The sequence below is a fragment of the Pseudomonas vranovensis DSM 16006 genome (assembly GCF_000425805.1).
Lineage (GTDB): Bacteria > Pseudomonadota > Gammaproteobacteria > Pseudomonadales > Pseudomonadaceae > Aquipseudomonas > Aquipseudomonas vranovensis.
Window position 1 is genome coordinate 159,879 of record NZ_AUED01000011.1, and the last position, 23,546, is coordinate 183,424.

The 23,546-nt window shown below is 60.3% G+C and carries 27 protein-coding genes and 1 pseudogene; 15 read left to right on the top strand and 13 right to left on the bottom strand.

Annotated features, from left to right (window positions below; translation table 11 throughout):
- Positions 1-57: 57 nt before the first annotated feature.
- From H621_RS0112290 to H621_RS28955, 4 genes and pseudogenes are all read left to right on the top strand, one after another.
- Entirely contained in the window at positions 58-1,233 is a 1,176-nt protein-coding gene (locus H621_RS0112290) for a DegT/DnrJ/EryC1/StrS family aminotransferase (protein ID WP_028943690.1), read from the top strand.
- Positions 1,234-1,319: 86 nt separating this feature from the next.
- Positions 1,320-3,317 carry a polysaccharide biosynthesis protein gene (locus H621_RS0112295; protein WP_167332110.1) on the top strand — a complete coding sequence of 666 codons (1,998 nt, stop codon included), beginning with the start codon at positions 1,320-1,322 and terminating at the stop codon, positions 3,315-3,317.
- A gap of 194 nt (positions 3,318-3,511) precedes the next feature.
- Positions 3,512-3,838, top strand: a complete 327-nt coding sequence (locus H621_RS0112300; protein ID WP_028943692.1) for a ComEA family DNA-binding protein — start codon at positions 3,512-3,514, stop codon at positions 3,836-3,838.
- A 114-nt stretch (positions 3,839-3,952) separates the two neighbouring features.
- A pseudogene (locus tag H621_RS28955) lies at positions 3,953-4,201 on the top strand (SDR family NAD(P)-dependent oxidoreductase); the annotation flags it as partial.
- 31 nt (positions 4,202-4,232) lie between these two features.
- Here the strand turns inward: H621_RS28955 and H621_RS28045 are convergent.
- Entirely contained in the window at positions 4,233-4,400 is a 168-nt protein-coding gene (locus H621_RS28045) for a DUF2897 family protein (protein WP_010224101.1), read from the bottom strand.
- Between the two features lie 178 nt (positions 4,401-4,578).
- Between H621_RS28045 and pyrF the strand changes: the two genes are divergently transcribed.
- Positions 4,579-5,280, top strand: a complete 702-nt coding sequence (gene pyrF, locus H621_RS0112310; protein ID WP_028943693.1) for an orotidine-5'-phosphate decarboxylase — start codon at positions 4,579-4,581, stop codon at positions 5,278-5,280.
- On the opposite strand, the gene H621_RS0112315 is transcribed toward pyrF, so the two are convergent.
- The gene (locus tag H621_RS0112315) at positions 5,270-6,274 is read right to left on the bottom strand and encodes an NADP-dependent oxidoreductase (protein ID WP_028943694.1); all 1,005 of its coding nucleotides are present in this window, start codon (positions 6,272-6,274) and stop codon (positions 5,270-5,272) included. The genes pyrF and H621_RS0112315 overlap by 11 nt on opposite strands.
- A 230-nt stretch (positions 6,275-6,504) precedes the next feature.
- Here H621_RS0112315 and H621_RS0112320 point away from each other — a divergent pair, with 230 nt between their 5' ends.
- Positions 6,505-7,266: an SDR family oxidoreductase gene (locus H621_RS0112320; protein WP_028943695.1), complete on the top strand. Its 762-nt coding sequence runs from the start codon at positions 6,505-6,507 to the stop codon at positions 7,264-7,266.
- Here the strand turns inward: H621_RS0112320 and H621_RS0112325 are convergent.
- A complete protein-coding gene (locus H621_RS0112325) occupies positions 7,259-8,428 on the bottom strand; it encodes an MFS transporter (protein WP_028943696.1) in 1,170 nt (389 codons plus the stop codon). The two genes, H621_RS0112320 and H621_RS0112325, sit on opposite strands and share 8 nt — an antisense overlap.
- Positions 8,429-8,540: 112 nt before the next feature.
- On the opposite strand from H621_RS0112325, the gene H621_RS0112330 reads away from it, so the two are divergent.
- Positions 8,541-9,932, top strand: coding sequence for an aminotransferase-like domain-containing protein (locus H621_RS0112330; protein WP_028943697.1), 1,392 nt, complete (start codon positions 8,541-8,543; stop codon positions 9,930-9,932).
- 56 nt (positions 9,933-9,988) lie between these two features.
- Here H621_RS0112330 and H621_RS0112335 read toward each other — a convergent pair whose 3' ends face one another.
- Complete coding sequence (locus tag H621_RS0112335; protein ID WP_028943698.1) at positions 9,989-11,182, bottom strand: benzoate/H(+) symporter BenE family transporter; 1,194 nt, start codon at positions 11,180-11,182, stop codon at positions 9,989-9,991.
- A 145-nt stretch (positions 11,183-11,327) separates the two neighbouring features.
- On the opposite strand from H621_RS0112335, the gene H621_RS0112340 reads away from it, so the two are divergent.
- On the top strand, positions 11,328-11,930 hold the full coding sequence (locus H621_RS0112340; RefSeq protein WP_028943699.1) for a glutathione S-transferase family protein: 603 nt from the start codon (positions 11,328-11,330) through the stop codon (positions 11,928-11,930).
- Positions 11,931-11,947: 17 nt separating this feature from the next.
- On the opposite strand, the gene H621_RS0112345 is transcribed toward H621_RS0112340, so the two are convergent.
- The 5 genes from H621_RS0112345 to H621_RS0112365 all read right to left on the bottom strand — a co-directional run bounded on the left by H621_RS0112345 (position 11,948) and on the right by H621_RS0112365 (position 14,587).
- Positions 11,948-12,316 (bottom strand): glutathione S-transferase N-terminal domain-containing protein, encoded by a 369-nt coding sequence (locus tag H621_RS0112345; RefSeq protein WP_028943700.1) that lies wholly within the window; start codon positions 12,314-12,316, stop codon positions 11,948-11,950.
- A gap of 59 nt (positions 12,317-12,375) precedes the next feature.
- Positions 12,376-12,921, bottom strand: coding sequence for a GTP cyclohydrolase I FolE (gene folE / locus H621_RS0112350; protein ID WP_028943701.1), 546 nt, complete (start codon positions 12,919-12,921; stop codon positions 12,376-12,378).
- Positions 12,922-12,990: 69 nt separating this feature from the next.
- Positions 12,991-13,548, bottom strand: a complete 558-nt coding sequence (locus H621_RS0112355; RefSeq protein WP_028943702.1) for a Smr/MutS family protein — start codon at positions 13,546-13,548, stop codon at positions 12,991-12,993.
- Between the two features lie 52 nt (positions 13,549-13,600).
- Positions 13,601-13,921 carry a hypothetical protein gene (locus tag H621_RS0112360; RefSeq protein ID WP_028943703.1) on the bottom strand — a complete coding sequence of 107 codons (321 nt, stop codon included), beginning with the start codon at positions 13,919-13,921 and terminating at the stop codon, positions 13,601-13,603.
- Between the two features lie 75 nt (positions 13,922-13,996).
- Positions 13,997-14,587 (bottom strand): cysteine hydrolase family protein, encoded by a 591-nt coding sequence (locus tag H621_RS0112365; RefSeq protein ID WP_028943704.1) that lies wholly within the window; start codon positions 14,585-14,587, stop codon positions 13,997-13,999.
- A gap of 189 nt (positions 14,588-14,776) precedes the next feature.
- Between H621_RS0112365 and prmB the strand changes: the two genes are divergently transcribed.
- A complete protein-coding gene (gene prmB / locus H621_RS0112370; protein ID WP_028943705.1) occupies positions 14,777-15,685 on the top strand; it encodes a 50S ribosomal protein L3 N(5)-glutamine methyltransferase in 909 nt (302 codons plus the stop codon).
- Positions 15,686-15,740: 55 nt separating this feature from the next.
- Here prmB and H621_RS0112375 read toward each other — a convergent pair whose 3' ends face one another.
- Together H621_RS0112375 and H621_RS0112380 are read right to left on the bottom strand one after the other, a co-directional pair.
- The gene (locus H621_RS0112375; RefSeq protein WP_028943706.1) at positions 15,741-16,532 is read right to left on the bottom strand and encodes a hypothetical protein; all 792 of its coding nucleotides are present in this window, start codon (positions 16,530-16,532) and stop codon (positions 15,741-15,743) included.
- Between the two features lie 107 nt (positions 16,533-16,639).
- Entirely contained in the window at positions 16,640-17,602 is a 963-nt protein-coding gene (locus H621_RS0112380; protein WP_028943707.1) for an alpha/beta hydrolase, read from the bottom strand.
- Positions 17,603-17,735: 133 nt separating this feature from the next.
- On the opposite strand from H621_RS0112380, the gene aroC reads away from it, so the two are divergent.
- Genes aroC through H621_RS0112395 form a run of 3 tightly spaced genes read left to right on the top strand, consistent with a single transcriptional unit; the run spans position 17,736 to position 20,574 of the window.
- The gene (aroC, locus tag H621_RS0112385; RefSeq protein WP_028943708.1) at positions 17,736-18,827 is read left to right on the top strand and encodes a chorismate synthase; all 1,092 of its coding nucleotides are present in this window, start codon (positions 17,736-17,738) and stop codon (positions 18,825-18,827) included.
- Between the two features lie 38 nt (positions 18,828-18,865).
- Positions 18,866-20,014 (top strand): MFS transporter, encoded by a 1,149-nt coding sequence (locus H621_RS0112390; RefSeq protein ID WP_028943709.1) that lies wholly within the window; start codon positions 18,866-18,868, stop codon positions 20,012-20,014.
- 41 nt (positions 20,015-20,055) lie between these two features.
- Positions 20,056-20,574, top strand: coding sequence for a 1,2-dihydroxy-3-keto-5-methylthiopentene dioxygenase (locus H621_RS0112395; RefSeq protein WP_028943710.1), 519 nt, complete (start codon positions 20,056-20,058; stop codon positions 20,572-20,574).
- A gap of 43 nt (positions 20,575-20,617) precedes the next feature.
- Here H621_RS0112395 and H621_RS0112400 read toward each other — a convergent pair whose 3' ends face one another.
- Positions 20,618-20,890: a DUF3509 domain-containing protein gene (locus tag H621_RS0112400; RefSeq protein WP_028943711.1), complete on the bottom strand. Its 273-nt coding sequence runs from the start codon at positions 20,888-20,890 to the stop codon at positions 20,618-20,620.
- Between the two features lie 274 nt (positions 20,891-21,164).
- On the opposite strand from H621_RS0112400, the gene H621_RS0112405 reads away from it, so the two are divergent.
- On the top strand, positions 21,165-21,689 hold the full coding sequence (locus H621_RS0112405; RefSeq protein WP_028943712.1) for an ankyrin repeat domain-containing protein: 525 nt from the start codon (positions 21,165-21,167) through the stop codon (positions 21,687-21,689).
- 60 nt (positions 21,690-21,749) lie between these two features.
- Complete coding sequence (locus tag H621_RS0112410) at positions 21,750-22,280, top strand: hypothetical protein (RefSeq protein WP_028943713.1); 531 nt, start codon at positions 21,750-21,752, stop codon at positions 22,278-22,280.
- Here H621_RS0112410 and H621_RS0112415 read toward each other — a convergent pair.
- Positions 22,277-23,218: a ZIP family metal transporter gene (locus H621_RS0112415; RefSeq protein WP_028943714.1), complete on the bottom strand. Its 942-nt coding sequence runs from the start codon at positions 23,216-23,218 to the stop codon at positions 22,277-22,279. The two genes, H621_RS0112410 and H621_RS0112415, sit on opposite strands and share 4 nt — an antisense overlap.
- A 129-nt stretch (positions 23,219-23,347) precedes the next feature.
- Between H621_RS0112415 and H621_RS0112420 the strand changes: the two genes are divergently transcribed.
- Positions 23,348-23,539, top strand: coding sequence for a PLDc N-terminal domain-containing protein (locus H621_RS0112420; RefSeq protein ID WP_028943715.1), 192 nt, complete (start codon positions 23,348-23,350; stop codon positions 23,537-23,539).
- Positions 23,540-23,546 lie beyond the last annotated feature (7 nt).

Here is a 23,546-nt window from a genome sequence, read left to right on the forward strand (position 1 = left end):
GGGCGGCCAGTGCAATCCCGACAGCTCCTCTCAAATTCTGAATAGCAGGTAATTGCTGTGTTGAATACTCCCTTTTCTCCTTGGCCGTCCTTCACTGAAGAAGAAGCCGACGCCGTTCGCAATGTTGTGCTGTCCAACAAGGTCAACTACTGGACCGGACAGGAGTGTCGGGAGTTTGAAAAGGCTTTCGCCAGTTGGGTGGGTACTGAATACGCGATTGCGCTGGCCAACGGCACTGTTGCTCTGGATCTGGCCCTGCATGCGCTTGGTATAGGAGTAGGTGATGAAGTCATCGTCACCTCGCGTACTTTCCTTGCGTCGGTCTCGAGTATTGTCAATGCGGGCGCGGTACCGGTTTTCGCGGACGTCGACCGAGACTCCCAGAACATCACCGCCGAGTCCATCAAAGCAGTGATGACACCTCGTACTCGGGGCATTATCTGCGTACATCTTGCCGGCTGGCCTTGTGACATGGATCCGATCATGGCATTGGCGGCCAGGCACGACCTGAAAGTGATCGAGGATTGTGCCCAGGCCCATGGCGCGCGCTATAAAGGGCGTCCGGTGGGTTCGATTGGTCATGTTGGCGCCTGGTCGTTCTGCCAGGACAAGATCATGACCACGGGGGGCGAGGGCGGCATGGTAACCACCAGCGATCGCAAGCTCTGGGCCGACATGTGGGCGTTCAAGGACCACGGTAAGAGCTGGGAGGCGGTGTACGAGCGCGAACATGCTCCGGGGTTCCGCTGGTTGCATGAAAGCTTCGGTACCAACTGGCGCATGCTGGAGGTCCAGGGGGCGATTGGTCGTATCCAGTTGGAGCGTATGCCCACCTGGCAAGCTTCTCGTCTGAAGAATGCTGAAAAGATATGGGCATGCGCTTCAATGGTGCCTGGGTTGCGGGTACCAGCTGTCAGTTCTGATGTTACTCACGCCGCATACAAGTGCTATGTCTTCGTTGATCCAAATGTACTGGCCGAAGGTTGGACGCGAGATCGCGTTATTGCTGAGATTGTTACGCGTGGCGTGCCCTGTTTTGCCGGCTCCTGTTCTGAGGTCTACCTGGAAAAAGCATTCGACAATACCGGCTGGCGCCCTGAGCATCGGCTGCCGGTTGCCCAGGAGTTGGGGGACACGAGTCTTATGTTCCTTGTTCACCCAACCTTGACGGAAGCGGAGATGGAGAAGACCTGTGCTGTGTTGCAGGCGGTGATGGCGCAGGCGTCTCGTTAGACTGTGGACTCGCCTTTACGCGGCCATTGAAAGGTTTGGATCACGTATCACAAGTACTCAGGGGATTGTGGTGGGGCTCACTCAGGATGATTGATCATTTTCGTAACTGGCTTCTAGGCCTGCCTCGCCGTCAAAAGCGGCTGATTCAGGTTACTGCAGACACTCTGTTGGTCTGGATCGCTCTCTGGCTGGCATTCATGGTGCGCTTGGGCATCGATGAGATGGCCAACCCGATTGTCGAGCATGTTTGGCTATTTGTGTGCGCGCCGGTTGTCGCAATTCCCCTGTTTATACGGTTTGGTATGTACCGGGCGGTCATGCGTTATTTCGGTAATGACGCACTGATCGCGATCATCAAAGCGGTGAGCCTCTCCGCACTGATATTGGGCGTTGTGGTGTATTGGTACAGTAATCACCAGAACGTGGTGCCTCGTTCAATCATATTCAATTACTGGTGGCTGAGCTTGATCATGGTCGGCGGTTTGCGCTTGGCGATGCGTCAGTATTTTCTGGGGGACTGGTTTACGGCCGCTCAGCATGTGCCATTCACCAATCGTGATGATGGGTTGCCCAAAGTGGCCATATACGGTGCTGGCGCTGCCGGCAATCAGCTCGTAGCGGCATTGCGCATGGGTAAGGTCATGCGTCCAGTTGCTTTTATCGATGATGACGGCAGCATTGCTGATCGAGTCATCTCCGGATTGCAGGTTTATGCGCCTCGCAGTATTCAGCGAATGATTGATGCTACTGGCGCCCAGGAAGTACTCCTGGCCATTCCTTCTGCACCACGTGGTCGTCGACGGGAAATATTGGGTTTTCTCGAAGGCTTTCCGTTACATGTGCGAAGCGTACCCGGCTTCATGGATCTGGCGAGTGGTCGTGTCAAGGTTGACGACATCCAGGAGGTGGATATTGCCGACCTGCTGGGCCGAGACGCAGTACCAGCCCAGGAAGACCTCCTTGAGCGCTGTATTGTTGGGCAGTCAGTGTTGGTTACCGGGGCAGGAGGGTCAATTGGTTCGGAGCTTTGTCGGCAGATTCTCGGCCTGGGCCCGAAGGTGCTGATATTGTTCGAGCACAGCGAATTTAACCTCTACAGCATCCTGACGGAGTTGGAACAACGTGTGACCCGGGAGTCGCTTCCGACACGCTTGCTGCCTATCCTCGGTTCGGTCCGCAATCAGCCGCAATTGCTCGATATCATGAAGACCTGGCGTGTGGATACGGTATATCACGCTGCCGCGTATAAACATGTTCCGATGGTCGAACATAATATCGCCGAAGGCGTATTGAACAACGTGATTGGAACACTCAATACCGCCCAGGCAGCATTGCAGGCAGGGATTGCCAATTTTGTGCTGATTTCGACAGACAAGGCAGTACGCCCGACAAATGTAATGGGCAGCACTAAGCGCCTGGCTGAAATGACGTTGCAAGCATTGAGCCGGGAGCTGGCTCCGGTACTGTTCGGTGATGCAGGAAATGTATCGCAGGTGAATAAAACCCGTTTCACCATGGTTCGTTTTGGAAATGTACTCGGATCTTCCGGGTCGGTCATTCCTCTGTTCCATAAGCAAATCAAGGCCGGAGGGCCGCTGACGGTCACGCACCCGAAGATAACTCGCTACTTCATGACCATCCCGGAAGCAGCTCAATTGGTGATCCAGGCTGGCTCGATGGGACAGGGTGGAGATGTTTTTGTACTCGACATGGGTGAACCGGTAAAAATTATCGAGTTGGCAGAGAAAATGATTCACCTCTCAGGCTTGAGTGTTCGTTCCGATCGGAACCCCCATGGTGATATCGCTATTGAGTTCACCGGATTGCGGCCCGGTGAAAAACTCTACGAAGAGCTACTCATTGGTGACAACGTCGTTGCTACACGTCATCCAATGATCATGAGCGCCCAGGAAGATTATCTGGCGTGGGATGTGATGAAGGAAAAACTGGACCAGTTGCTTGCAGCAGTTTCCCAGGATGATTACAGCCGGGTGAGGCAGTTGCTTCGGGAAACTGTCAGCGGTTACGCACCCGATGGCGAGATTGTCGACTGGATTTACCAGCAGCGTCGACTTGACCCATAAAGAATATTGCTTTGCCGTGAGTCGCTTCCGGCACGGCGATTTTTCTGAGCGTGCAGGTATGCCGCCGGGGCAGCGTGATCGATTTTGTAATGAATGCGTCGAGCAATGGGTTTGATTCTCGGCATCTTCGGTCTAGGTTTCAAAAGCAGCCAATGGAAAAGCTGCCTCAGAAACCTACCCAAGGAGTGCCACCCATGCGTAATACTGTCCTGTCATACCTGCTTCTCCCCCTCCTGGCCAGCGCTACTTTTTCGATCAGCGCCGCACCCGCAACCACTGCTGTTGCCACCCCTCCACCGATCGTCGCGACCCAACAGGAAGCTCCACGGCTCGACCTGAACACCGCCGACGCCATCACTCTGCAATCCAACCTGTCCGGAATCGGCAAAACCAAGGCCGAAGCCATCGTCGCCTATCGCGAAGAACACGGGGCATTTGCATCGGTGGATGAGCTGCTTGAGATCAAGGGTATCGGCAAGGCGTTGCTCGATCGCAACCGCGAAATGCTCACGATCAACTAGCGTCTCCAATAAGGCCGGTCTGTGACCGGCCTTATTGTTTGTGTGACGGGGCCTTTGGTCGGCTGAATTTCTATAAATATTTTGGTAATAATATTTTGTTCCGACAGGTTAGGCCTGTTGCCCGGGGTTACCCGCACCGAAATATGGGAGCGCTCGGGCCCGGATGTTGCCCATATCGACCCACGGATGGTGACGGAAGTAGGGAAGATGGTCGATGCCGCCTTGAGTGGCCTGGAGAGTAAGGAACGGCTAACTGTCCTGTCTTTATCTGAAGTCGCCGCTCATTGGGAAGCGTACATCCAGGCGCGCGATGCCCTTGGGCCGAATTTGTCACGCAGTTCTGCTGCAGCACGTTATAAGTGATGCTTTGAGTCTGGCGAATCAACGCGCCAGCTCAGCGGTCCTGCGCATCCTTTGCATCCATCTCCGCGTTGCGCTCATGTACGCGTTTAAGCTGCTCCTCGGTCAGGGGCAGTTTTTTTGCAGTGTCGCGCAGCAGCATCAAGCCGCCAACAATGGAGCCGATTGCCAGTACCAGAATCAACCAGGCATACCAGGGCATGTAGTTCTCCTCTGAGCGGAAAATGACACCGCTCCTTCATGTATGAGCAAATGCATCATTCATTGGTTCAATTATAGGGAGATGTCCAGAACCGGGCCAATTCGCGATCATCGGCCCCCCATGGCGCGCCGCTTCGTTTACAATGCGCGCCGTTCAAGACTTGCCAAGAGACCAGCCCATGTCCGCCTGCCAGACGCCCATCATTGTCGCCCTGGATTTCCCTACTCGTGAAGCCGCCCTGAAGCTGGCCGATCAACTTGATCCTGCCCTGTGTCGGGTAAAGGTCGGCAAGGAGCTGTTCACCAGCAGCGCATCTGGCATTGTCGAAGCGCTGGTCGGCAAGGGCTTCGAGGTGTTCCTCGACCTTAAATTCCATGACATTCCCAACACCACCGCCATGGCCGTTAAAGCGGCAGCGGAAATGGGTGTATGGATGGTCAATGTGCACTGCTCCGGTGGCATGCGCATGATGGCCGCTTGCCGTGAAGAGTTGGCCAAGCGAAGCGGGCCGCAGCCGTTGCTGATCGGTGTGACCGTGCTGACCAGCATGGAGCGTGAGGACCTGGCCGGTATCGGTCTGGATATCGAGCCCCAAGAGCAGGTATTGCGCTTGGCTGCCCTGGCCGAAAAAGCCGGCATGGACGGGCTGGTGTGTTCGGCTCTGGAAGCGCCCGCGCTCAAGGCCGCGCACCCGTCCCTGCAACTGGTGACTCCGGGTATCCGTCCAGCGGGCAGTGCCCAGGATGACCAGCGCCGTATCCTGACTCCGCGCCAGGCCCTGGATGCCGGCTCCGACTACCTGGTGATCGGTCGCCCGATCAGCCAGGCTGCGAACCCCGCTCAGGCTCTGGCTGACGTGGTTGCCCAGATCAGGGCTTGAGTACCAGCTTGCCGAAGTTTTCCCCGCTGAACAGCTTGAGCAGTGTTTCGGGGAAGGTTTCCAGGCCCTCGACGACGTCCTCCTTGCTTTTCAGTTTGCCGGTTGCAAGCCAACCGGCAATCTCCTGTGCCGCCTTGGCGTAGTTGGCGGCATGGTCCATCACCACAAAGCCTTCCATTCGCGCACGGTTCACCAGCAGTGACAGGTAGTTGGCCGGTCCTTTGACGGCCTGCTTGTTGTTGTACTGGCTGATCGCGCCGCAGATCACCACCCGCGCCTTGAAATTCAGACGGCTGAGTACGGCATCGAGGATGTCGCCGCCCACGTTGTCGAAGTAAACGTCTACGCCTTTGGGGCATTCGCGCTTGAGGCCCTCCAGCACGTCCTCGGCCTTGTAGTCGATTACACCGTCAAAGCCCAGCTCGTCCTTGAGGTACTGGCATTTCTGTTCTCCTCCAGCGATGCCGACCACGCGACAGCCTTTGATCTTGGCGATCTGCCCGGCAATGCTCCCTACGGCACCCGCGGCCCCGGAGATCACCACGGTCTCGCCAGATTTCGGTGCGCCGACGTCAAGCAGGGCGAAGTACGCGGTCATGCCGGTCATTCCCAGGGCCGAGAGGTAGCGCGGCAGTGGCGCCAATTTCGGGTCGATCTTGTAGAAGCCCTGGGGCTCTCCCAGGAAGTAATCCTGCACACCCAGCGGGCCATTGACGTGATCGCCAATGGCATAGCCCGGATGTTTGGAGGCGATCACTTCACCCACGCCCAGCGCGCGCATGACCTGTCCGAGTCCAACCGGTGGAATATAGGACTTACCCTCGTTCATCCAGCCGCGCATGGCCGGGTCCAGGGACAGGTAGAGGTTTTTGACCAGCACCTGGCCTTCGCCGGGCTCACCGACGGGGACGTGCTCGAAAGTGAAATCGTCACGGCTGACCGCTCCGACAGGGCGCTTGGCGAGGAGGAAACGGCGATTGGTGTGGGAGGTCATGGCTGGGCTCTCGCGTTAAGGGCAAAGCTTGTTGATAGACCTTGAAAGGCATTCCGGCAAGGCATACCCACTTGGCGAATGGAGGGTGATCCATCGGGGTGATTCAAACCTGGCTCGATAATAAACCGAGCCGATGACCCTCCAACCGGCGCCCTGATGATGCTGCCAAGCAGGGGCCGTCGCTGGCTAGACTCCTGGCCACAGACCTCACGATGTTGCAGGAGCTAGCGATGAGCATGACTTTTTTCGGCCAGGTTGCCCTGGTTACCGGTGGCGCTGCGGGTATCGGCCGGGCGACTGCTCTGGCGTTCGCTGCAGAAGGCTTGAAGGTGGTGGTGGCTGACCTGGATAGCGCGGGTGGCGAGGGTACGGTCGAGTTGATTCTCGCGTCAGGGGGCGAGGGGATATTCGTGGCCTGCAATGTAACGCGGGAGGCTGATGTCCAGCAGTTGTTGGCGCGTACGGTCGGGGTGTACGGGAGGCTGGACTATGCCTTCAACAATGCCGGTATCGAGATCGAGCAGGGGCGACTGGCAGAGGGGAGCGAAGCCGAGTTCGACGCGATCATGGGCGTCAACGTCAAAGGTGTCTGGCTGTGCATGAAACATCAGCTGCCGTTGATGCTGGCTCAAGGCGGCGGTGCGATCGTCAACACCGCTTCGGTGGCCGGTCTTGGGGCGGCTCCGAAGATGAGTATCTACAGCGCTTCCAAGCACGCAGTGATCGGCCTGACCAAATCGGCAGCCGTCGAGTACGCCAAGAAGAAAATCCGCGTCAATGCCGTGTGCCCGGCGGTGATTGACACCGACATGTTCCGTCGCGCCTACGAGGCAGATCCGCGCAAGGCCGAGTTTGCAGCAGCCATGCACCCGGTGGGGCGTATCGGCAAGGTCGAGGAGATTGCCAGCGCGGTGCTGTACTTGTGCAGTGACGGCGCAGCGTTCACCACAGGTCAGGCGCTGGCCGTCGATGGGGGCGCCACCGCTATTTAACCGGCGCAATAGCGGGTGACGGCAGGCTTTTTTGACTGCGCAGCAGGAGCATTCCGACCATCAGGCAACCGACCAGCAGTGCCAGGCCAAACACCAGCAGGGCGAAACTGGCGCCAAGGCGGTCAACCAGCATGCCGGTCAGGATTACCGGCAGGCTGAAGCCCAAGTAAGCCAACAGGAAAAAGCCTGCGCTCGCGCGGGTTTTTTCTTTGCCGGCCAGGTGGTTCACTGCCGACAGGCCGCCCAGATAGATAAAGCCATAGCAGGCGCTGCTGGCGGCAACGGTGCCAAGCAGTACGGCGATCAGTTCACCGCGATCCGCGCCCCAGGCCAGCAGCGCATAGCTGCAGGGCAGCACCATCAGCCCGATCGCCGTGGCGCGCAGCGGTGACAATCGACGTGCCCAGGGTTGGAACAGCAAGCCGCAGCTGATTACGCAGAATGTCGAAAACCCGGCCCAGTTGGCCAGTCCGTGTTGCTTGAGGATTGATGGCAACAAGGCAATGACCAGACCTACGCAGGCCCATGCCAGCAGGATTGCCAGGCCGTAGGCCAGGCTGCCGGCAGGGTAGTAGGGCAAGCGCAGGAGTGGCGCTCGCGCTGCTGGGGGCTGGTCGGGTAATCGCCAGACAGCCAGCATGGCCAGGCAAGCAAGCAGCAGGTGCAGATAGAAGCTGCCGGGTCTGAGGCTCGCTCCGTTGAGCAGAAATACGCTAGTCAGCGCAGCACCCAGGCCAAAGCCCAGCGACGTACTGGCTGTGACCCAGGACGCGGCGCGATGATTATCGCCGCGATGCATCAGCTCACTCATGTATGCGGTGCCTGTGGCGGACGCCAGCGCGGTACCGATGCCGAGTAACAATCTCGCCAGCCCCAGGGTTTTCAGGCCGGGAGCGAGCAGCATCGTCAGCGTGGCGAGGATGGAAAGACTCAGGGCGACGAGGATCAACGCTCGACGGCCGATCCGATCGGCGAGTCCACCGAGCAACAGCAGTACCGGCAACACACCCAGCACATAACCCGAGAAGGCAATCGCAGTGGCGCCGGCACCGTATCCGGACAGTTCGGCGTATGCCGTATACAACGGTGCCTGCAGGTTGACCGCGAAGGTGATCAGGCACAGGGCAAAAGCCAGCAGGGCAGGGTTACGCTGGGTGGGCATGAGGGGCTCCTTGATGATGGCTCGACTATCCGGCGTTCATCCGGGCTGCACAAGGCACACCCTTTCAGGATTTGTGATTAACTGTTCGGACAAAAAAGACGAACACTTCGCCATGAACTTGATGATCGACCGCCAATCAACGACGCCACTGGTGCAACAGCTGGCGACCCAATTGCAGGCCTGGATAGCGCAAAAGCGCTTGCGTCCTGGGAGTCGCTTGCCTTCGATCCGTCAGTTGGCACGGGAGCAGGGGCTCAGCCAGTCGTGCGTGATCGAGGCCTATGACCGGCTGGTGGCGGCAGGTTGCCTGGAGGCACGCCATGGCGCCGGTTTTTTTGTCGCTGAACACAGGCTGATCGAGCCGTTGTTCGACCAGCCATTACGCGATGAGGCGGTTGAGGGGCGCTGGCAGCAATTCAGTGACGGCCATGCCGAGTTGCTCAACCTCTGCTGCGGCTGGGTGCCTTCCAGCTGGCGCGCCACCGACGCCATTGCCCTGGCGGTGCGCCAGGTCAGCCGTGGCGCGGTGGAGGACCTGATCGACTATTGCCCGCCGCTGGGATTGGCCAGCCTGCGTGCACAGTTGCACAAAGGGTTGGGGCAGATAGGTATCCAGGTTGGCCCGGAACAGATCCTCACCACCCAAGGTGCCAGCCATGCGCTCGATCTGCTCGTGCGGGCGCTGCTCAAGCCGGGAGACAAAGTGCTGGTGGAGCGCCCGGGCTACTACAATCTGTACCGCTTGCTACGCCAGCACCAGATCGAAATGCTGGAAGTGCCGCGAACCGCCAGTGGTCCGGACCTTCAGGTGCTGGAAGCCATGCTCGAGCGCCATCGCCCACGCTGCTTGTACATCAACAGCTTGTATCACAACCCCACCGGCAGCAGCCTGGCACCCAAGGTTGCCTATCGCCTGCTGGAACTGGCCCGTGAATACGATGTACAGATCATCGAAGACGATATCTATGCCGACTTCCAGGACGGCGCGGTGACACGCCTGGCCACGTTGGACGCCGAACAACGGGTAATCTACCTGGCCAGTTTCTCCAAGACTTTGAGCAGTTCGCTGCGGGTGGGTTACCTGGTGGCACCCCCTGCGCTGATCGCGCGCCTGGCCGAATTGAAGATGGTCACGGGCTTGGGGACCTCACGCTTTGCCGAGCAGGTGGTGGCGCAGATGCTGGCCACCGGGACGTACCGCAAAAGCGTGGCGCGCCTGCGCGTGCGTCTGGCCCAGCACATGGCCAAGGCGTTGGTGCAGTTGGAGGCTTCTGGTTGGGAGGTGTTCACCGAACCTTATGGCGGCATGTTTGTCTGGGCACGCAGTCCAGGCCGTGACTTTGCCTCGCTCACGCGTGAAGCGCAGGCCTGTTCGGTATTGCTGGCGTCGGGCAGTGCTTTCGATCCACTGGGGGCTGCCAGTGACTGGTTGCGGATAAACGTCGCCTACGCCCAGGATGAGCGGGCGCAAGCGTTCATGCAGCGCGCAGGGTGCTCCATGTAGGGCACCCTGCGCGATCGCGATCCAACCGTCGCATCGCATCGCGGGCAAGCCCGCTCCTACACAGTTTTGCGCCAGTTGAGAATCAGTAGCGTCAGCACGCCCGCGACGATCCCCCAGAACGCCGAGCCAATCGAGAACAAGGTGAAGCCCGACGCGGTCACCATGAAGGTGATCAGTGCAGCTTCCCGTTCCTTGGCCTCGTTCATGGCCACGGTCAGGCCGTTCATGATCGAGCCGAACAGGGCCAGGGCGGCAATCGAGAGCACCAATTCCTTGGGCAGCGCGGCGAACAGGGCGGCGAGGGTGGCGCCGAAGACGCCGGCAATGCCGTAGAAAATCCCGCACCACACGGCGGCGGTGTAGCGCTTGTTCGGGTCTTCATGGGCGTGGGGCCCGGTGCAGATGGCCGCGCTGATGGCGGCCAGGTTGATCCCGTGGGAGCCGAAGGGCGCCAGCACCAACGAGGCAAGGCCTGTCACCGAGATCAGCGGTGAGGCGGGTACCGAGTAACCGTCGGCGCGCAGCACGGCAACGCCGGGCATGTTCTGCGAGGTCATGGCCACCACGAACAAGGGGATACCGATGCTGATGGTAGCCGCCAGGGAAAAGCTTGGAGTGGTCCATACCGGCGTGGCCACCTCCAGGCTGAAGCCATTGAAGTCCAGCAGGCCCATTGTCCCCGACAGCGCGGTACCGACCACCAGCGCGGCGAGCACCGCATAGCGTGGCGACAGGCGCTTGATAATCAGGTAGCTGAAGAACATTCCCAGCACCAGTGTGGTCCGATGCTGCGCGGCAATGAAAATTTCGCTGCCGATCTTGAACAGGATGCCCGCCAGCAAGGCCGCCGCCAGCGAGGCGGGGATGCGCTTGACCAGGCGTTCAAAGCTACCGGTCAGGCCGCAGATTACCACCAGCACGGCGCAGGTGATGTAGGCACCGATGGCTTCGCCGTAGCTCACCCCACCCAGGCTGGTGATCAGCAGGGCGGCACCCGGTGTCGACCAGGCGACGGTAATGGGCGTGCGGTATCGCAACGACAGGCCAATGCTGCAGACGGCCATGCCGATCGACAGGGCCCAGATCCACGAGGAAATCTGCGCGCTGGTCAGGCCGGCGGCTTGTCCGGCCTGGAACATCAGCACCAGGGAACTGGTGTAGCCGGTCATCATGGCGATAAAACCGGCGACTACGGCCGAAGGGGAGGAGTCGGCCAACGGGCGCAATTGCGCAGAACTGGCGTCGGGCATGGGGCAATCCTTGTTCTGGGTGTAAGCAGATTTTTCAGACTACCGTGCAGGTCCTTGATCTTTGCCATACAGCAACCATTGCAATTAGCCGTACAGTCGCCAACTATGTGGGCGGGCACGTTTCAGCCATTGAATGGGGGAAGTGATGTACAAGGTTTACGGTGATTACCAGTCGGGCAACTGCTACAAGGTCAAGCTGATGTTGCATTTGCTCGACCTGCCCTATGAGTGGCACTCGGTGGATATTCTCAAGGGCGAGACGGAAACCCCGGCGTTCCTGGCCATGAACCCCAATGGCAAGGTACCGGTGCTCGAGCTCGAGGACGGTACTTACCTGTGGGAGTCCAACGCGATTCTCAACTTCCTCGCCGATGGCAGCGAGTACCTGCCTACCGAACCGCGTTTGCGTACCCAGGTGTTGCAGTGGCAGTTCTTCGAGCAGTACAGCCATGAGCCGTACATTGCCGTGGCGCGCTTCATCCAGTTTTACCTGGGGCTGCCACAAGAGCGCCTGGAGGAATACAAGACCTTGCACAAGGGCGGCTACAAGGCACTGCGGGTCATGGAGAAACAGCTGCAGTTAACGCCGTATCTGGTCGGGGATCGCTACTCGATCGCCGACGTTGCGCTCTATGCCTACACCCATGTCGCCCAGCAGGGCGGTTTCGACCTGGATGCGTATCCGGGCATCCAGGCATGGCTGGATCGAGTGGCCAGCCATCCCCGTCATGTGGGCATGATCGGCTAGCCGGCGCGGGTTGCCTGTCAGGCGGCGAAACGTTTGTTGAGGTAGTCGATGATCACCTTGGACTCGTACATCCAGGTGGTCTTGCCGTCTTCTTCGATACGCAGGCACGGCACTTTGACCTTGCCGCCTTCGGTGAGCAGGGTCTGGCGGTCCTGCTCATTGTTCTTGGCGTCTCGCAGGGTTACCGGCACGTTCAGGCGGTGCAGGGTGCGGCGGGTTTTCACGCAGAACGGGCAGGCGTGGAACTGATACAGGCTCAGGCTCTTGGCCTGTTGCTCGACCAGGGCCTGGGCGGCCGGGTCGCGCTTGAGCTTGGCCGGGCGGCTTGCCCAGTCGGCGAAAACGATCAACTGGCCAAGGCCCACACGCAGTGCTTTGACGATCATGGCAACTCCTCGGAATGAAAAAAGCCGACCTTCGAGGGTCGGCTTGCAAGCGTGCCCGATTACTTGATCAGGCTGAGAAACTCGCTGCGGGTCGCGGCGTTTTCGCGGAATTCGCCGAGCATCACCGAAGTGATCATGGTCGAGTTCTGCTTTTCCACACCGCGCATCATCATGCACATGTGCTTGGCTTCGATGACTACTGCCACGCCCAGGGCGCCGGTGACCTTCTGGATCGCCTCGGCCACCTGGCGGCTGAGGTTTTCCTGGATCTGCAGGCGACGTGCGTACATGTCGACGATACGGGCTACCTTGGAGAGGCCCAGGACCTTGCCATCGGGAATATAGGCCACGTGGGCCTTGCCGATGAACGGCAGCATATGGTGCTCGCACAGCGAATACAGCTCGATGTCCTTGACCAGGACCATTTCGCTGTTGTCGGAGCTGAACAGGGCGCCGTTGGTCACTTCTTCGAGCGTTTGTTCATAACCGCGGCAAAGGTACTGCATGGCCTTCGCAGCCCGCTTGGGCGTGTCGAGCAGGCCCTCGCGGGAGACGTCCTCGCCGAGCTGGCCGAGGATAGCGGTGTAGTTCTGTTCCAGGGACATGGATCTACCTGTGGGAATTATCGCAAACGCGAAGGGTACGGCGGCTGTGGCGGCGCTGCAAGTACGGCGTTACTCGTCACGGCCTTCGAGCATGGTTCGTTTGAGCATCACATACACCGCGCCGGTGCCGCCGTGGCGGGCTTGGCACGAGGTAAAACCCAGAACCTGAGGGTGCTGACGCAGCCAGGTGTTGACGTGGCTTTTGATCATCGGCTTCTTGCCATCCAGGCGTACTGCCTTGCCGTGGGTGACGCGTACGCAGCGCACTTCAAAGCGGGTCGCCTCGGCGAGGAACGCCCACAGTGTTTCGCGGGCTTTTTCCACATTCATGCCATGCAGGTCAAGGCTGCCTTCAAAACCGATCTGGCCGGCTTTGAGCTTGCGCATCTGGCTTTCCTGGACGCCGTCACGGCTCCAATGCAGGTCATCTTCGGGGCCGACATCAATGACAAACTGGTCCGAGAGGCCGTCGATCACCGTCTGGTCGCTGCGTACCGTGGCGGCTTGGCGCAGGCCAGCCAATTGCTTGCGGTCGGCCTTGGGTTTGCCGACCTCGGCGCGATCATGCTTGATCGGCTTGACGCCGCGCATCTCGCTTTTGAACAGGGAAAAATCGTCGTCTTGCATGTAAGCCTCCGCCTGGGCGGCGTAGTTTACGCGACTCCCCCGCAGGTTGCAGTCAATCGTGTTTCTTCATCAGGTGGGGCGACAGGTTCAGTTCGCGGCTGCGCCGCAGGCGAAGACGGCTGCGACGCCAGACCCAGATACCCAGGTAAAGCAGCACCAGGCCAGCCGCGAGAATTACCGCGGCACCGGCCCGATTGGCATTGAGCTCGGCCAGCGCTTCCGGATTGCCCAGCAGGCTGGCGGCGCCAGCCATGGCCAGCAACACGCCCGCAGTGGCCAGCAACGCCGAAAAAGCCGCCGCCAGGCGAGCGCCCCAATTGCGTGGTTGACGCTGGCGCAAGCGCTTGGCATCGAAACCGTCGTTCAACTTCATGCCGATTCCTCTATGGATATCCGCAGTTGGACTCAAACGCCGCCAGCTGGTTCCGCCAGCCCGTCGGACGACCTGTCAAATCAGGCTGCTGGTCGGCGCCACGCAGGCGAAGTTGTCAGCCATGATCGCCATCTCGCTCTGCTGGATCTGCGCAGCGGCAATGACGCCATCCTTGAACGGCAGATCGCGGGTGGCGCACGCATCCTCGATCAGGGTGCAACGGTAACCATAGTCCTTCGCCCGGCGCACGGTGGTGCTGACGCTGGAGTGGCTCATGAATCCACAGACGATCAGGTCCAGGTGACCGTAGCTCTGCAGGGTTTCATGCAGCTTGGTGTTCTTGAAGGCGTTGGGCATGCGCTTCTCGATGATCACTTCGTCACCCTGGGGCTCGAGGCCCGGGATGAACTCGCCGCGCGAACCTTGGGGGTCGAACAGGCCGCCGACTGTGCCCAGGTGGCGCACGTGAATGATCGGCCGACCGGCCTTGCGGGCAGCCTCGAGCATTTTAGCGATGTTCTTCACAGCCTCGTCCATGCCAGACAGCGCCAGTGGACCGCTGAGGTACTCTTTTTGCGCGTCGATAATGACCAGGCTGGCATTGCTCAGTTTGGCCGGCGGATAGCCGCGGCCGCTGAGGTGGAACATCGTCGTTGGAACAGACATCAAGGGCTCCTTTGGATAGGGCTTTTCACCTATTGTCCCCTGCCTGAGCACTTATGTGAATCGCTTCGCGTACAAGCGGCGTGGTTAGTGGCCTGCAGCCACTCCGGCAATTCTCCTACGTGTCGTTTTCGGCGACCTTTTCTGTGACCGGGCTGTTAGAATTGCAGGTCGTCTTTCAAGGAGTCTGTCGTGATCACTTCTCGCCTGCGCACCCTGCGCGATCATATCCGTTGGGCTGTCAGCCGCTTCCATGAGCGTGGCCTGTTTTTCGGGCATGGCGCCGACAACGCCTGGGACGAGGCGCGTCTGCTGGTGCTGGGTTCGGTCCATCTGCCTTGGGAAGTTGCCGACAGCTACCTGGACTGCCAACTGGAGGATGACGAGTTGGTGCACCTGCAGCGCTTGCTCAAGCGACGCATCGAAGACCGTGTGCCCACCGCCTACCTGTTGGGGGAGGCGTGGTTCTGTGGCATGTCCTTCATCGTCGACGAGCGCGTGCTGATTCCGCGCTCGCCCATTGGCGAACTGATCGAAAAGCGCTTCGAGCCGTGGCTGGCCAGCGAGCCTGCGCGCATTCTTGACTTGTGCACTGGTTCCGGCTGCATCGGCATCGTCAGTGCCGAGGTGTTCCCGGACGCCGAAGTGGTACTGGCCGACTTGTCGTTCGAAGCGCTGGAGGTGGCCAATCAGAACATCGAACGCCATGGTCTGGAGGAACGTGTCTACACCGTTCAGGGCGACGGCTTCGAAGGATTGCCGGGGCAGCGTTTCGACCTGATCCTGTCCAATCCGCCGTATGTCGATGCCGAGGATTTCGCCGACATGCCTGAGGAGTATCACCACGAGCCCGAGTTGGGCCTGGCCTGTGGCAACGATGGCCTGGACCTGGTACGGCGCATGCTGGCCGAGGCCGCCGACCACCTGACTGAAAAAGGCTTGCTGATCGTTGAAGTGGGCAACAGCCAGGTTCACGTCCAGGCACTTTATCCAGTAGTGGATTTTGCCTGGCTGGAGTTCGAACGCGGTGGACACGGGGTGTTCATGCTCACGGCGGATCAGTGCCGGAAGCATCAGGGATTGTTTGCTTCGAAAGTGTAAGGTTTGATCGCGGGGCAGCCCGCTCCTGCAGGAGCGGGTTTGCCCCGCGCTGCGTTCAGCGGTGGGTGGCGATCCAGATCAACAGTCCGGCCTGGAACACAGCGAACGCCACCAGGCAGGTGATGGTGAATCGCAGGCCGCTGTCTTCACGACGGTACTTGCTTACCCGCTCATCGCGTTCGCGCAGTTGTGCTTCTTTTTCCTGCAGGGTCTGTTCAGCCTGCTGAAGCATTTGCGCAGCCTCAAGTATCTCCACGCGCTGAACTTTCTCGGTGCTCCAGCCGCCCTTGAGCTCACCGACCTGCAGCTCGACGTAGCGCCCCTTCAGGTGCTGGGCGTCCGCGTACTCCACTGCCAGGCCGTGACTGTTCAAAACATGATCGCGGCGCAGGCGGGTGTCATCGTTCAACGCATCCTTGTTCGCCAGCGCGCCGCCTTCAACGCGGTAGTGCGACCATTTGCGCTGCGCCCAGCTCACCGCGTGGGCGAGCATGAAGCGCCCAAGGCCACGGTTGAGCGGCTCGATCTGCAGGCCACTGTCGGGGCCGATGTGTACGCGCTTTTCCAGGTGGTCGACCCAGATGTCCAGATGGTTCTGTTCCTTGCGCACTTTTTGTCCGGGCAACTGGATCGCCATGCGCAACAAGCTGGTGTCCTTGTTGTGCCGCTCGGCATACCCGTACTGTACAAAGCGCAGGGGCCGTGCGCCGCAGTTGCGGTCGGTCGGTAGCGGCGCCAGGCGCAGCATCTGGAAATGCTCCGGGGTCACATCTGCCCAAGGCAGTGGGGCGGGTTCCGGCGCTTCCTCTTGGGTGTCGGGGGCGTCCTGGGGGGCGGCTTCAGTCATCATGGCGATCCTCTTGTGCGCAGCAGGCTGGACACAATCACGATGCCAGCACCGGCTTTATCGGCAGGATCGCCCGGGACTGGAGACACAATTTCGGTGAATGCCGTTCAGGCAGCAGGCAGCCTGTGGATAAAGTCGACGATCCGCTCTCCGAGTTCGCTGGCTTGTGGCAATTTCGGATTTAGGTAACTGTCACGTTGCTGGCTGGCATCGGCAGGGGCAATGCGCAGCATGTGGTTCATGCCCTGGATCAGTGCCAGCTCGGCGTCCGGCTTGGCGGCCTTGAGGCGTTCGGCATTGCTGACATCGACCTGGACATCATGGGTGCCCTGGACAATCAACGCCGGCACCTTCACCTTGCCAAACGCTATGGCCGGATGCTGGCGAAACAGCGAGATCAGGTAAGGCTGCACCGAGGCACGCAATAGGTCCCGCAGGGGTGGTGGGACATCGAGCGTCGTGTGACCAGCCTTGAGCGCATCGAGGGCCTTGGCAGCAGCCGGCTTGTAGCGTGGCGCCAGGCGGTCGACCAGTTGTGCCCGCATGACCTCGTCGACCGGCCGGCCGCTGCCCGCCACGCTGATCAGCGCGCTGGCACCGCCGGGGCCTGCGGCAAGGCTGGCGATCAGCGCGCCTTCACTGTGACCGAGCAGGATCAAGGAGCCGAAGCGAGGGTCGGCCTTGAGCTTGCGACTCCAGGCCACCGCATCGGCGACATAGCCTTCAACGCTCAGGTCGCGTTCATCTGGCGTGGCCGCCTGGCTCGCGGCCACACCGCGCTTGTCATAGCGCACGCTGGCGATGCGATTTTTCGCCAGCACCAGGGCCAGTTGCCTGAGGTTGTCGGTGTTGGCGCCGTCGGGATTGTTGCCATTGCGATCGGTCGGCCCGGAGCCTGGAATGATCAGCACCACCGGCGGCGGCTCCTCGGTACGCGGCAACAGCAAGCTGCCGTACAGCGTGCCGCTGCCCGTATCGAGGCTGATCGGGCGCTGCAGCACCGTGGGGGCGGAGGCCTGGGCCAGGCCGCTGAACAGCAGGGCGACTATCGCAAGTACGCGCAACATCATGAGGCCACTATCGGGAAGGTGGAGTTTGGACCGGGGGTGTGGCAGAAGGTTCGCCGTCAGGGATGAACTGAATGGTTAGCCTGCGTATACTGGCGGCCTTGTTCAAATCAGGCTGATTCGCGGAGCGTCCTGCATGTCCGGCAATACCTACGGCAAGCTGTTCACTGTCACCACCGCTGGCGAGAGCCATGGTCCGGCGTTGGTCGCCATTGTCGACGGCTGTCCGCCGGGCCTGGAGATCTCGCTGGCCGACCTGCAGCACGACCTTGACCGGCGCAAGCCCGGCACCAGCCGGCACACCACCCAACGCCAGGAAGCCGATGAAGTCGAAATTCTGTCGGGCGTGTTCGAGGGGCGTACCACGGGCTGCTCGATTGGCCTGCTGATCCGCAACACCGACCAGAAGTCCAAGGACTACTCGGCGATCAAGGACCTGTTCCGCCCGGCCCACGCCGACTACACCTACCACCACAAGTACGGTGAGCGCGACTACCGTGGTGGCGGCCGCAGCTCGGCGCGCGAAACCGCCATGCGCGTGGCGGCCGGTGCCATTGCCAAGAAGTACCTGGCGACCCAGGGCATCCAGATCCGCGGCTACATGAGCCAGCTCGGCCCGATCGAAATCCCGTTCAAGACCTGGGATTCGGTCGAGCAGAATGCCTTCTTCAGTCCTGATCCCGACAAGGTCCCGGAGCTGGAGGCCTATATGGACCAGCTTCGCCGTGACCAGGACTCGGTAGGTGCCAAGATCACCGTGGTCGCCGAAGGCGTCATGCCAGGCCTGGGCGAGCCGATCTTCGACCGCCTGGACGCAGAGCTCGCCCATGCCCTCATGAGCATCAATGCGGTCAAGGGCGTCGAGATCGGCGCCGGTTTCGCCAGCGTCGCCCAGCGCGGTACCGAGCATCGCGACGAGATGACCCCCGAAGGTTTTCTCAGCAATAACGCCGGCGGTATTCTCGGCGGGATTTCCTCCGGCCAGCCAATCGTTGCCCACCTGGCCTTGAAGCCGACGTCGAGCATCACTACGCCGGGTCGCTCCATCGACATCCACGGCAATCCGGTGGAAGTGATCACCAAGGGCCGTCACGACCCGTGCGTCGGCATCCGTGCAACACCCATCGCCGAAGCAATGATGGCCATCGTGTTGATGGATCACCTGCTGCGTCATCGCGGGCAGAATGCCGATGTGAAAGTCGCCACGCCGGTGCTGGGCCAACTGTAATGCCGGCACTTGCCAATCGCGCCGCGGCTTGCTGAGCCGTGGCGCCGATTCCCTACTGGCGGTTGTCCAGTTTCTACCTGTTCTACTTTGCCTTGCTCGGTTCCACAGCGCCTTTTCTGGCGCTGTATTTCGATCACCTGGGCTTTTCCAGTGCGCGTATCGGCGAGTTGGTCGCCATCCCCATGCTCATGCGTTGTATTGCCCCCAACCTCTGGGGCTGGCTGGGTGATCGCAGCGGTCAGCGCCTGCTGATCGTGCGCCTGGGGGCGCTGGCCACGCTGGCGACCTTTTCCTTGATCTTCTTCGGCAAGAGCTATGCCTGGCTGGCGCTGGTGATGGCGCTGCATGCCTTCTTCTGGCATTCAGTGTTGCCGCAGTTCGAAGTCATTACCCTGGCCCATCTACAGGGCCAGACCTCTCGCTACAGCCAGATTCGGTTATGGGGATCGATCGGTTTCATTCTGACTGTGGTTGGCCTGGGGCGTTTGTTCGATGGCCTGAGCCTGGATGTCTATCCGCTGGCGCTGGTGATCATCATGGCCGGCATTGTGCTGGCGAGCCTGTGGGTGCCGAACGCCCAGCCGCCTGGGCAGAACGAACGCAGCAGCGGGGGAGGCTTCCTCAAGCAACTGACCCGTCCGGGTGTAGCGGCGTTTTACACTTGTGTGGCGCTGATGCAACTCAGTCACGGCCCGTACTACACCTTCCTGACATTGCACCTGGAGCACCTGGGCTACAGCCGCGGCATCATCGGCATGCTCTGGGCCCTGGGGGTTGTTGCCGAGGTGCTGATGTTCCTGGCCATGAGCTGGATCCTGGCCCGCGTGTCGTTGCGCCGGGTGCTGATGGCCAGTTTTGCCCTGGCTGCCCTGCGCTGGCTGCTGCTGGGCAATTTTGCCGAGCATTTGGGCGTGCTGCTGTTTGCCCAACTGCTTCACGCGGCCACGTTCGGCAGTTTCCATGCCGCCGCTATCGCCTTTGTGCAGCGCAGTTTTGGTGCGCGCCAGCAGGGGCAAGGACAGGCCTTGTACGCTGCCCTGGCCGGGACTGGTGGTGCGCTGGGTGCGTTGTATTCGGGCTACAGCTGGAACCTGCTGGGTGCGGCTACCACCTTTAGTATTGCCAGCGTCGCCGCCCTGGCGGCAGCCGTTATCATTGCAACTCGAATGAAAGAGGACAGGGCTTGAGCCTTGGCCGTGACCATTGGCCGGAATAAGGAGTTGCCCCGATGAGCAGCCTGACCGTGTATCACCAGTCCACCCCGGATATCCCGAACAAAGTCCTGACCCATCTTGAAGATATCGCTGCCACCCTGGCTGAGCGGGGCGTGCGCTTCGAGCGTTGGCAGGCGCAGGCACCGCTACAGTCGGGTGCCAGCCATGAAGAAGTGATTGCTGCCTATCGGCAAGATATCGATGCCTTGATGACCGAGCGCGGCTACGCTGGCGTCGATGTTGTCCGCGAAGTAGAGGCCAGCTTGCTCGACGAGCACACCCGGGACGAGGACCTGGTGCGCTTTTTCGCTGCCGGCCGTGGCTTGTTCACCCTGCATATCGACGACTACATCTATGCGGTGCTGTGCGAGAAGAATGACCTGATTTGTGTGCCGGCAGGCACTCGCCATTGGGTTGATATGGGCGAGGAGCCACGATTTGTGGCGATCGCCCTGGGCAGCAGCCAAGAGGGCGGGGTGGTGACGTTTACCGGCGAGAAGTTCGCTGAACGGTTTCCCCGGCTAGACGATTGAAAATAGCGGGGCAAGTCGAGACATTGCCCCGCGCTGCATTCACTCACCGATACGTCGGCAACGCAAACCGCTGCTGGCTCTGCAGCATCGAAATCACTGGCAACTCACTGGCCTGTTCGGCCAAGTCGCGGCGAATGGCACTGATGGCCCAGGACAGCTGTTCGGCACAGTGCAACTGGCCGTACGACAGCGAGCGCTTGATCTGTTTGCCATCGGCCGCACGCAACGTCAGCAGAATGCCGCCGTCGGGGCGCGGCTGGGTGGTCACGTCATAGGCGGAGAATACCGAGGCGAATTTTTCCTGGATGAGGTCCATATCAGCTCCTGACTGTAGATGGCAGACATGGAGGGATGAGTGCAGTGACCGTGCCAGTTCTGTGTTTTGTAAAAAATCAATTAAAAACAGTGACTTGAAATAACTATTCAAAATTTTTGCCGTGCATTCTGCAGGGTCGTGCAGTTTGCACAGTGCATTTTGCATGATGACTTGGCCAATAGATTTACGCTGTCGTGGCAATGACTTATCAGACATTGACCTGGAGCTGTGGGTGACAAAGACTTGGGCTTTACCGGCCACCAGGAGGTTCCCCATGTCTGATCCACATACGCCCGTGCAGATGAATGATGACGAAGCGGCGGAGTTTGCCGAACAGGTATTCGATCGTGCCCGACAGGGCGATGCCAGCATGCTCGACCGCCTGCTGGAAAAAGGCCTGCCGGTTGACCTGCGCAATGGCAATGGCGATACCTTGTTGATGCTCGCCAGCTATCACGGCCACCAGGAAGCAGTGCGGGTGCTGCTGAACCATGGCGCCGACCCGCAGATCGCCAACGATAAGGGCCAGTTGCCGATCGCCGGCGCGGCATTCAAGGGCAACCTGGAGATGATTCAGTTGTTGCTGGAGCAGGGCGCGCAAGTCGACGCTACCTCGGCTGATGGACGCACCGCACTGATGCTGGCCGCCATGTTCAACCGCACGAGCATCGTCGAGTACCTGCTGGGCAAAGGTGCCGATCCTGCGCACCGGGATGCCCAGGGCACCACGGCACTCGCAGCGGCCCAGACCATGGGTGCCACTGACACTGCTGCGCAGCTGCAGGCGCTGCTCGGTTAACCCCCAGGGGCCTTTTGCGGCTATCCTTGGCGACTTTTTTTATCGTCGCAGGGCCCCTTCATGAAATCCCAACTGGTCGAACTCATCGGCAAAATCAGCGCTGGCTGCATGCGCGAAGACGATATCGAGCGTATCGCCGACGAAGCCGACCAGGCCTACGCCGACCCCCAAGCCTTCCTCGCCGCCAACCCGGACATCAACTACGACGACAGTTTTCCATTCCCCCTGGGTGAATGGATCATCGTCGGCAGCTTGCCGGACACTGTGCTGTTCCAGGCCGATACCTACCAGGACCTGTTCGCCCAGATCGTCGACTCTTTCGACAAGAGCGTCCCGTTCAATCTCAAGCCCAAGCAATTGGCCAAGGTCGAGCCGTTGACTGCACTCAATCGCATTCAGGTGCAGATGGGGGCGATGAACAAGGAGGCGGGGGGCTATGTGCTAATGAACTTCAGCCAGTTGCTTGATGATGAGCTACAGATGGTGCTGGTCGGCAACGATGACCTGTCGCGGGTGCTGGAGCTGTGCGCCGAAGCGGGAATTGCCGCAGCGCCTGCATTGGAGGCGCTGCGGGTGGCGGTACACGTTTAACCCAACGCGGTATCGAGGAACATCATTACGGCAAAGCCGCCCATCAAGCCGAGGGTGGCTGAGGTCTGGTGGCCGTTGCGGTGTGTTTCCGGGATCACCTCGTGGGACACCACGAAGATCATCGCGCCGGCCGCCAGGCCCATGCTCACGGGGTAGGCAATGGCAAAACCGGTGGAAATGCCCAGACCGATGACCGCGCCAATGGGTTCCATCAGCCCGGAACCAATGGCCACCAGCGCCGCTTTCAGGGTCGAAAGCCCGGTGGCGCGCAGGGCCAGGGCTACCGCCAGGCCTTCGGGAATGTCCTGGATGGCGATGGCGCTGGTCAGCGGCAGTCCGACATTAAGATCCCCATTGGCAAAGCTCACACCGATAGCCATGCCTTCGGGCAGGTTATGCAAGGTGATCGCCAGCACGAACAGCCACACCCGATTGATCCGTTCGGCTTGCGGCCCGCAAGGGCCGGTGCTTTCGTGTTCGTGCGGGGTGAAGCGGTCAAGGCCCAGCATCAACAAGACCCCAAGGCCCATGCCGACCACCACCGTCAGCGCTGCGTAGGGACCGTTGCCGGTGATCTCGCGGGCGGCGTCCAGGCCCGGCAGTATCAGCGAGAAAGAACTGGCGGCGAGCATCATGCCGGCGGCAAAGCCAAGCATCACGTCCTGGCTACGAGCGCTGACTTCACGCAGTACCACAGCCATGATCGCGCCCAGTGCCGTAGCGGCAAACCCCGCAAGGCCGCCGAGCATGGCCATATGCAGGTTTTCCTGGTGGTCGCCGTGTACGGCGTTCCAGGCGCTGGCCAGCAACAGGCCGAGTACCACCACCAGGCTCAGGCCCAATCCGGCGCTCAGCCAGGGTGTGGTTTGCGCCTGTTGCAACCATGCGCTCCAGAGGGAAATCGGAGCTGGGCCGCTGGAGCTTTGGACGGGGGGCATAAAGACCTCACTGAAACAGTTCGATGGATCGAGTGTAACCAGCGTTGTCACGGCGCAGCCAACGAAACGCCTCTATGAGGCTTATAGCCAGCTATTCTTCTGGGCAGACGCGATCAAGGGAGCGAGACCATGGGTTCCACCTTCAATGGCCTGGTAGGCCTGATTATCCTCGCGCTGGATATCTGGGCGATCATCAATGTGGTCAAAAGCGGTGCCGGCACGGGGGCCAAGATCCTCTGGATTCTGTTGATCCTGCTGCTGCCGGTGCTCGGCCTGATTATCTGGGCAATTGCCGGACCGCGAGGGAATGTGCGGTTGTAATCGTATC

Coding starts and splice junctions, on each gene's coding strand:
- H621_RS0112295 (WP_167332110.1), top strand. CDS start 1,320: ATGATTGATCATTTTCGTAACTGGCTTCTAGGCCTGCCTCGCCGTCAA.
- H621_RS0112300 (WP_028943692.1), top strand. CDS start 3,512: ATGCGTAATACTGTCCTGTCATACCTGCTTCTCCCCCTCCTGGCCAGC.
- H621_RS28045 (WP_010224101.1), bottom strand. CDS start 4,400: ATGCCCTGGTATGCCTGGTTGATTCTGGTACTGGCAATCGGCTCCATT.
- pyrF (WP_028943693.1), top strand. CDS start 4,579: ATGTCCGCCTGCCAGACGCCCATCATTGTCGCCCTGGATTTCCCTACT.
- H621_RS0112315 (WP_028943694.1), bottom strand. CDS start 6,274: ATGACCTCCCACACCAATCGCCGTTTCCTCCTCGCCAAGCGCCCTGTC.
- H621_RS0112320 (WP_028943695.1), top strand. CDS start 6,505: ATGAGCATGACTTTTTTCGGCCAGGTTGCCCTGGTTACCGGTGGCGCT.
- H621_RS0112325 (WP_028943696.1), bottom strand. CDS start 8,428: ATGCCCACCCAGCGTAACCCTGCCCTGCTGGCTTTTGCCCTGTGCCTG.
- H621_RS0112330 (WP_028943697.1), top strand. CDS start 8,541: ATGAACTTGATGATCGACCGCCAATCAACGACGCCACTGGTGCAACAG.
- H621_RS0112335 (WP_028943698.1), bottom strand. CDS start 11,182: ATGCCCGACGCCAGTTCTGCGCAATTGCGCCCGTTGGCCGACTCCTCC.
- H621_RS0112340 (WP_028943699.1), top strand. CDS start 11,328: ATGTACAAGGTTTACGGTGATTACCAGTCGGGCAACTGCTACAAGGTC.
- H621_RS0112345 (WP_028943700.1), bottom strand. CDS start 12,316: ATGATCGTCAAAGCACTGCGTGTGGGCCTTGGCCAGTTGATCGTTTTC.
- folE (WP_028943701.1), bottom strand. CDS start 12,921: ATGTCCCTGGAACAGAACTACACCGCTATCCTCGGCCAGCTCGGCGAG.
- H621_RS0112355 (WP_028943702.1), bottom strand. CDS start 13,548: ATGCAAGACGACGATTTTTCCCTGTTCAAAAGCGAGATGCGCGGCGTC.
- H621_RS0112360 (WP_028943703.1), bottom strand. CDS start 13,921: ATGAAGTTGAACGACGGTTTCGATGCCAAGCGCTTGCGCCAGCGTCAA.
- H621_RS0112365 (WP_028943704.1), bottom strand. CDS start 14,587: ATGTCTGTTCCAACGACGATGTTCCACCTCAGCGGCCGCGGCTATCCG.
- H621_RS0112375 (WP_028943706.1), bottom strand. CDS start 16,532: ATGACTGAAGCCGCCCCCCAGGACGCCCCCGACACCCAAGAGGAAGCG.
- H621_RS0112380 (WP_028943707.1), bottom strand. CDS start 17,602: ATGATGTTGCGCGTACTTGCGATAGTCGCCCTGCTGTTCAGCGGCCTG.
- aroC (WP_028943708.1), top strand. CDS start 17,736: ATGTCCGGCAATACCTACGGCAAGCTGTTCACTGTCACCACCGCTGGC.
- H621_RS0112395 (WP_028943710.1), top strand. CDS start 20,056: ATGAGCAGCCTGACCGTGTATCACCAGTCCACCCCGGATATCCCGAAC.
- H621_RS0112400 (WP_028943711.1), bottom strand. CDS start 20,890: ATGGACCTCATCCAGGAAAAATTCGCCTCGGTATTCTCCGCCTATGAC.
- H621_RS0112405 (WP_028943712.1), top strand. CDS start 21,165: ATGTCTGATCCACATACGCCCGTGCAGATGAATGATGACGAAGCGGCG.
- H621_RS0112410 (WP_028943713.1), top strand. CDS start 21,750: ATGAAATCCCAACTGGTCGAACTCATCGGCAAAATCAGCGCTGGCTGC.
- H621_RS0112415 (WP_028943714.1), bottom strand. CDS start 23,218: ATGCCCCCCGTCCAAAGCTCCAGCGGCCCAGCTCCGATTTCCCTCTGG.
- H621_RS0112420 (WP_028943715.1), top strand. CDS start 23,348: ATGGGTTCCACCTTCAATGGCCTGGTAGGCCTGATTATCCTCGCGCTG.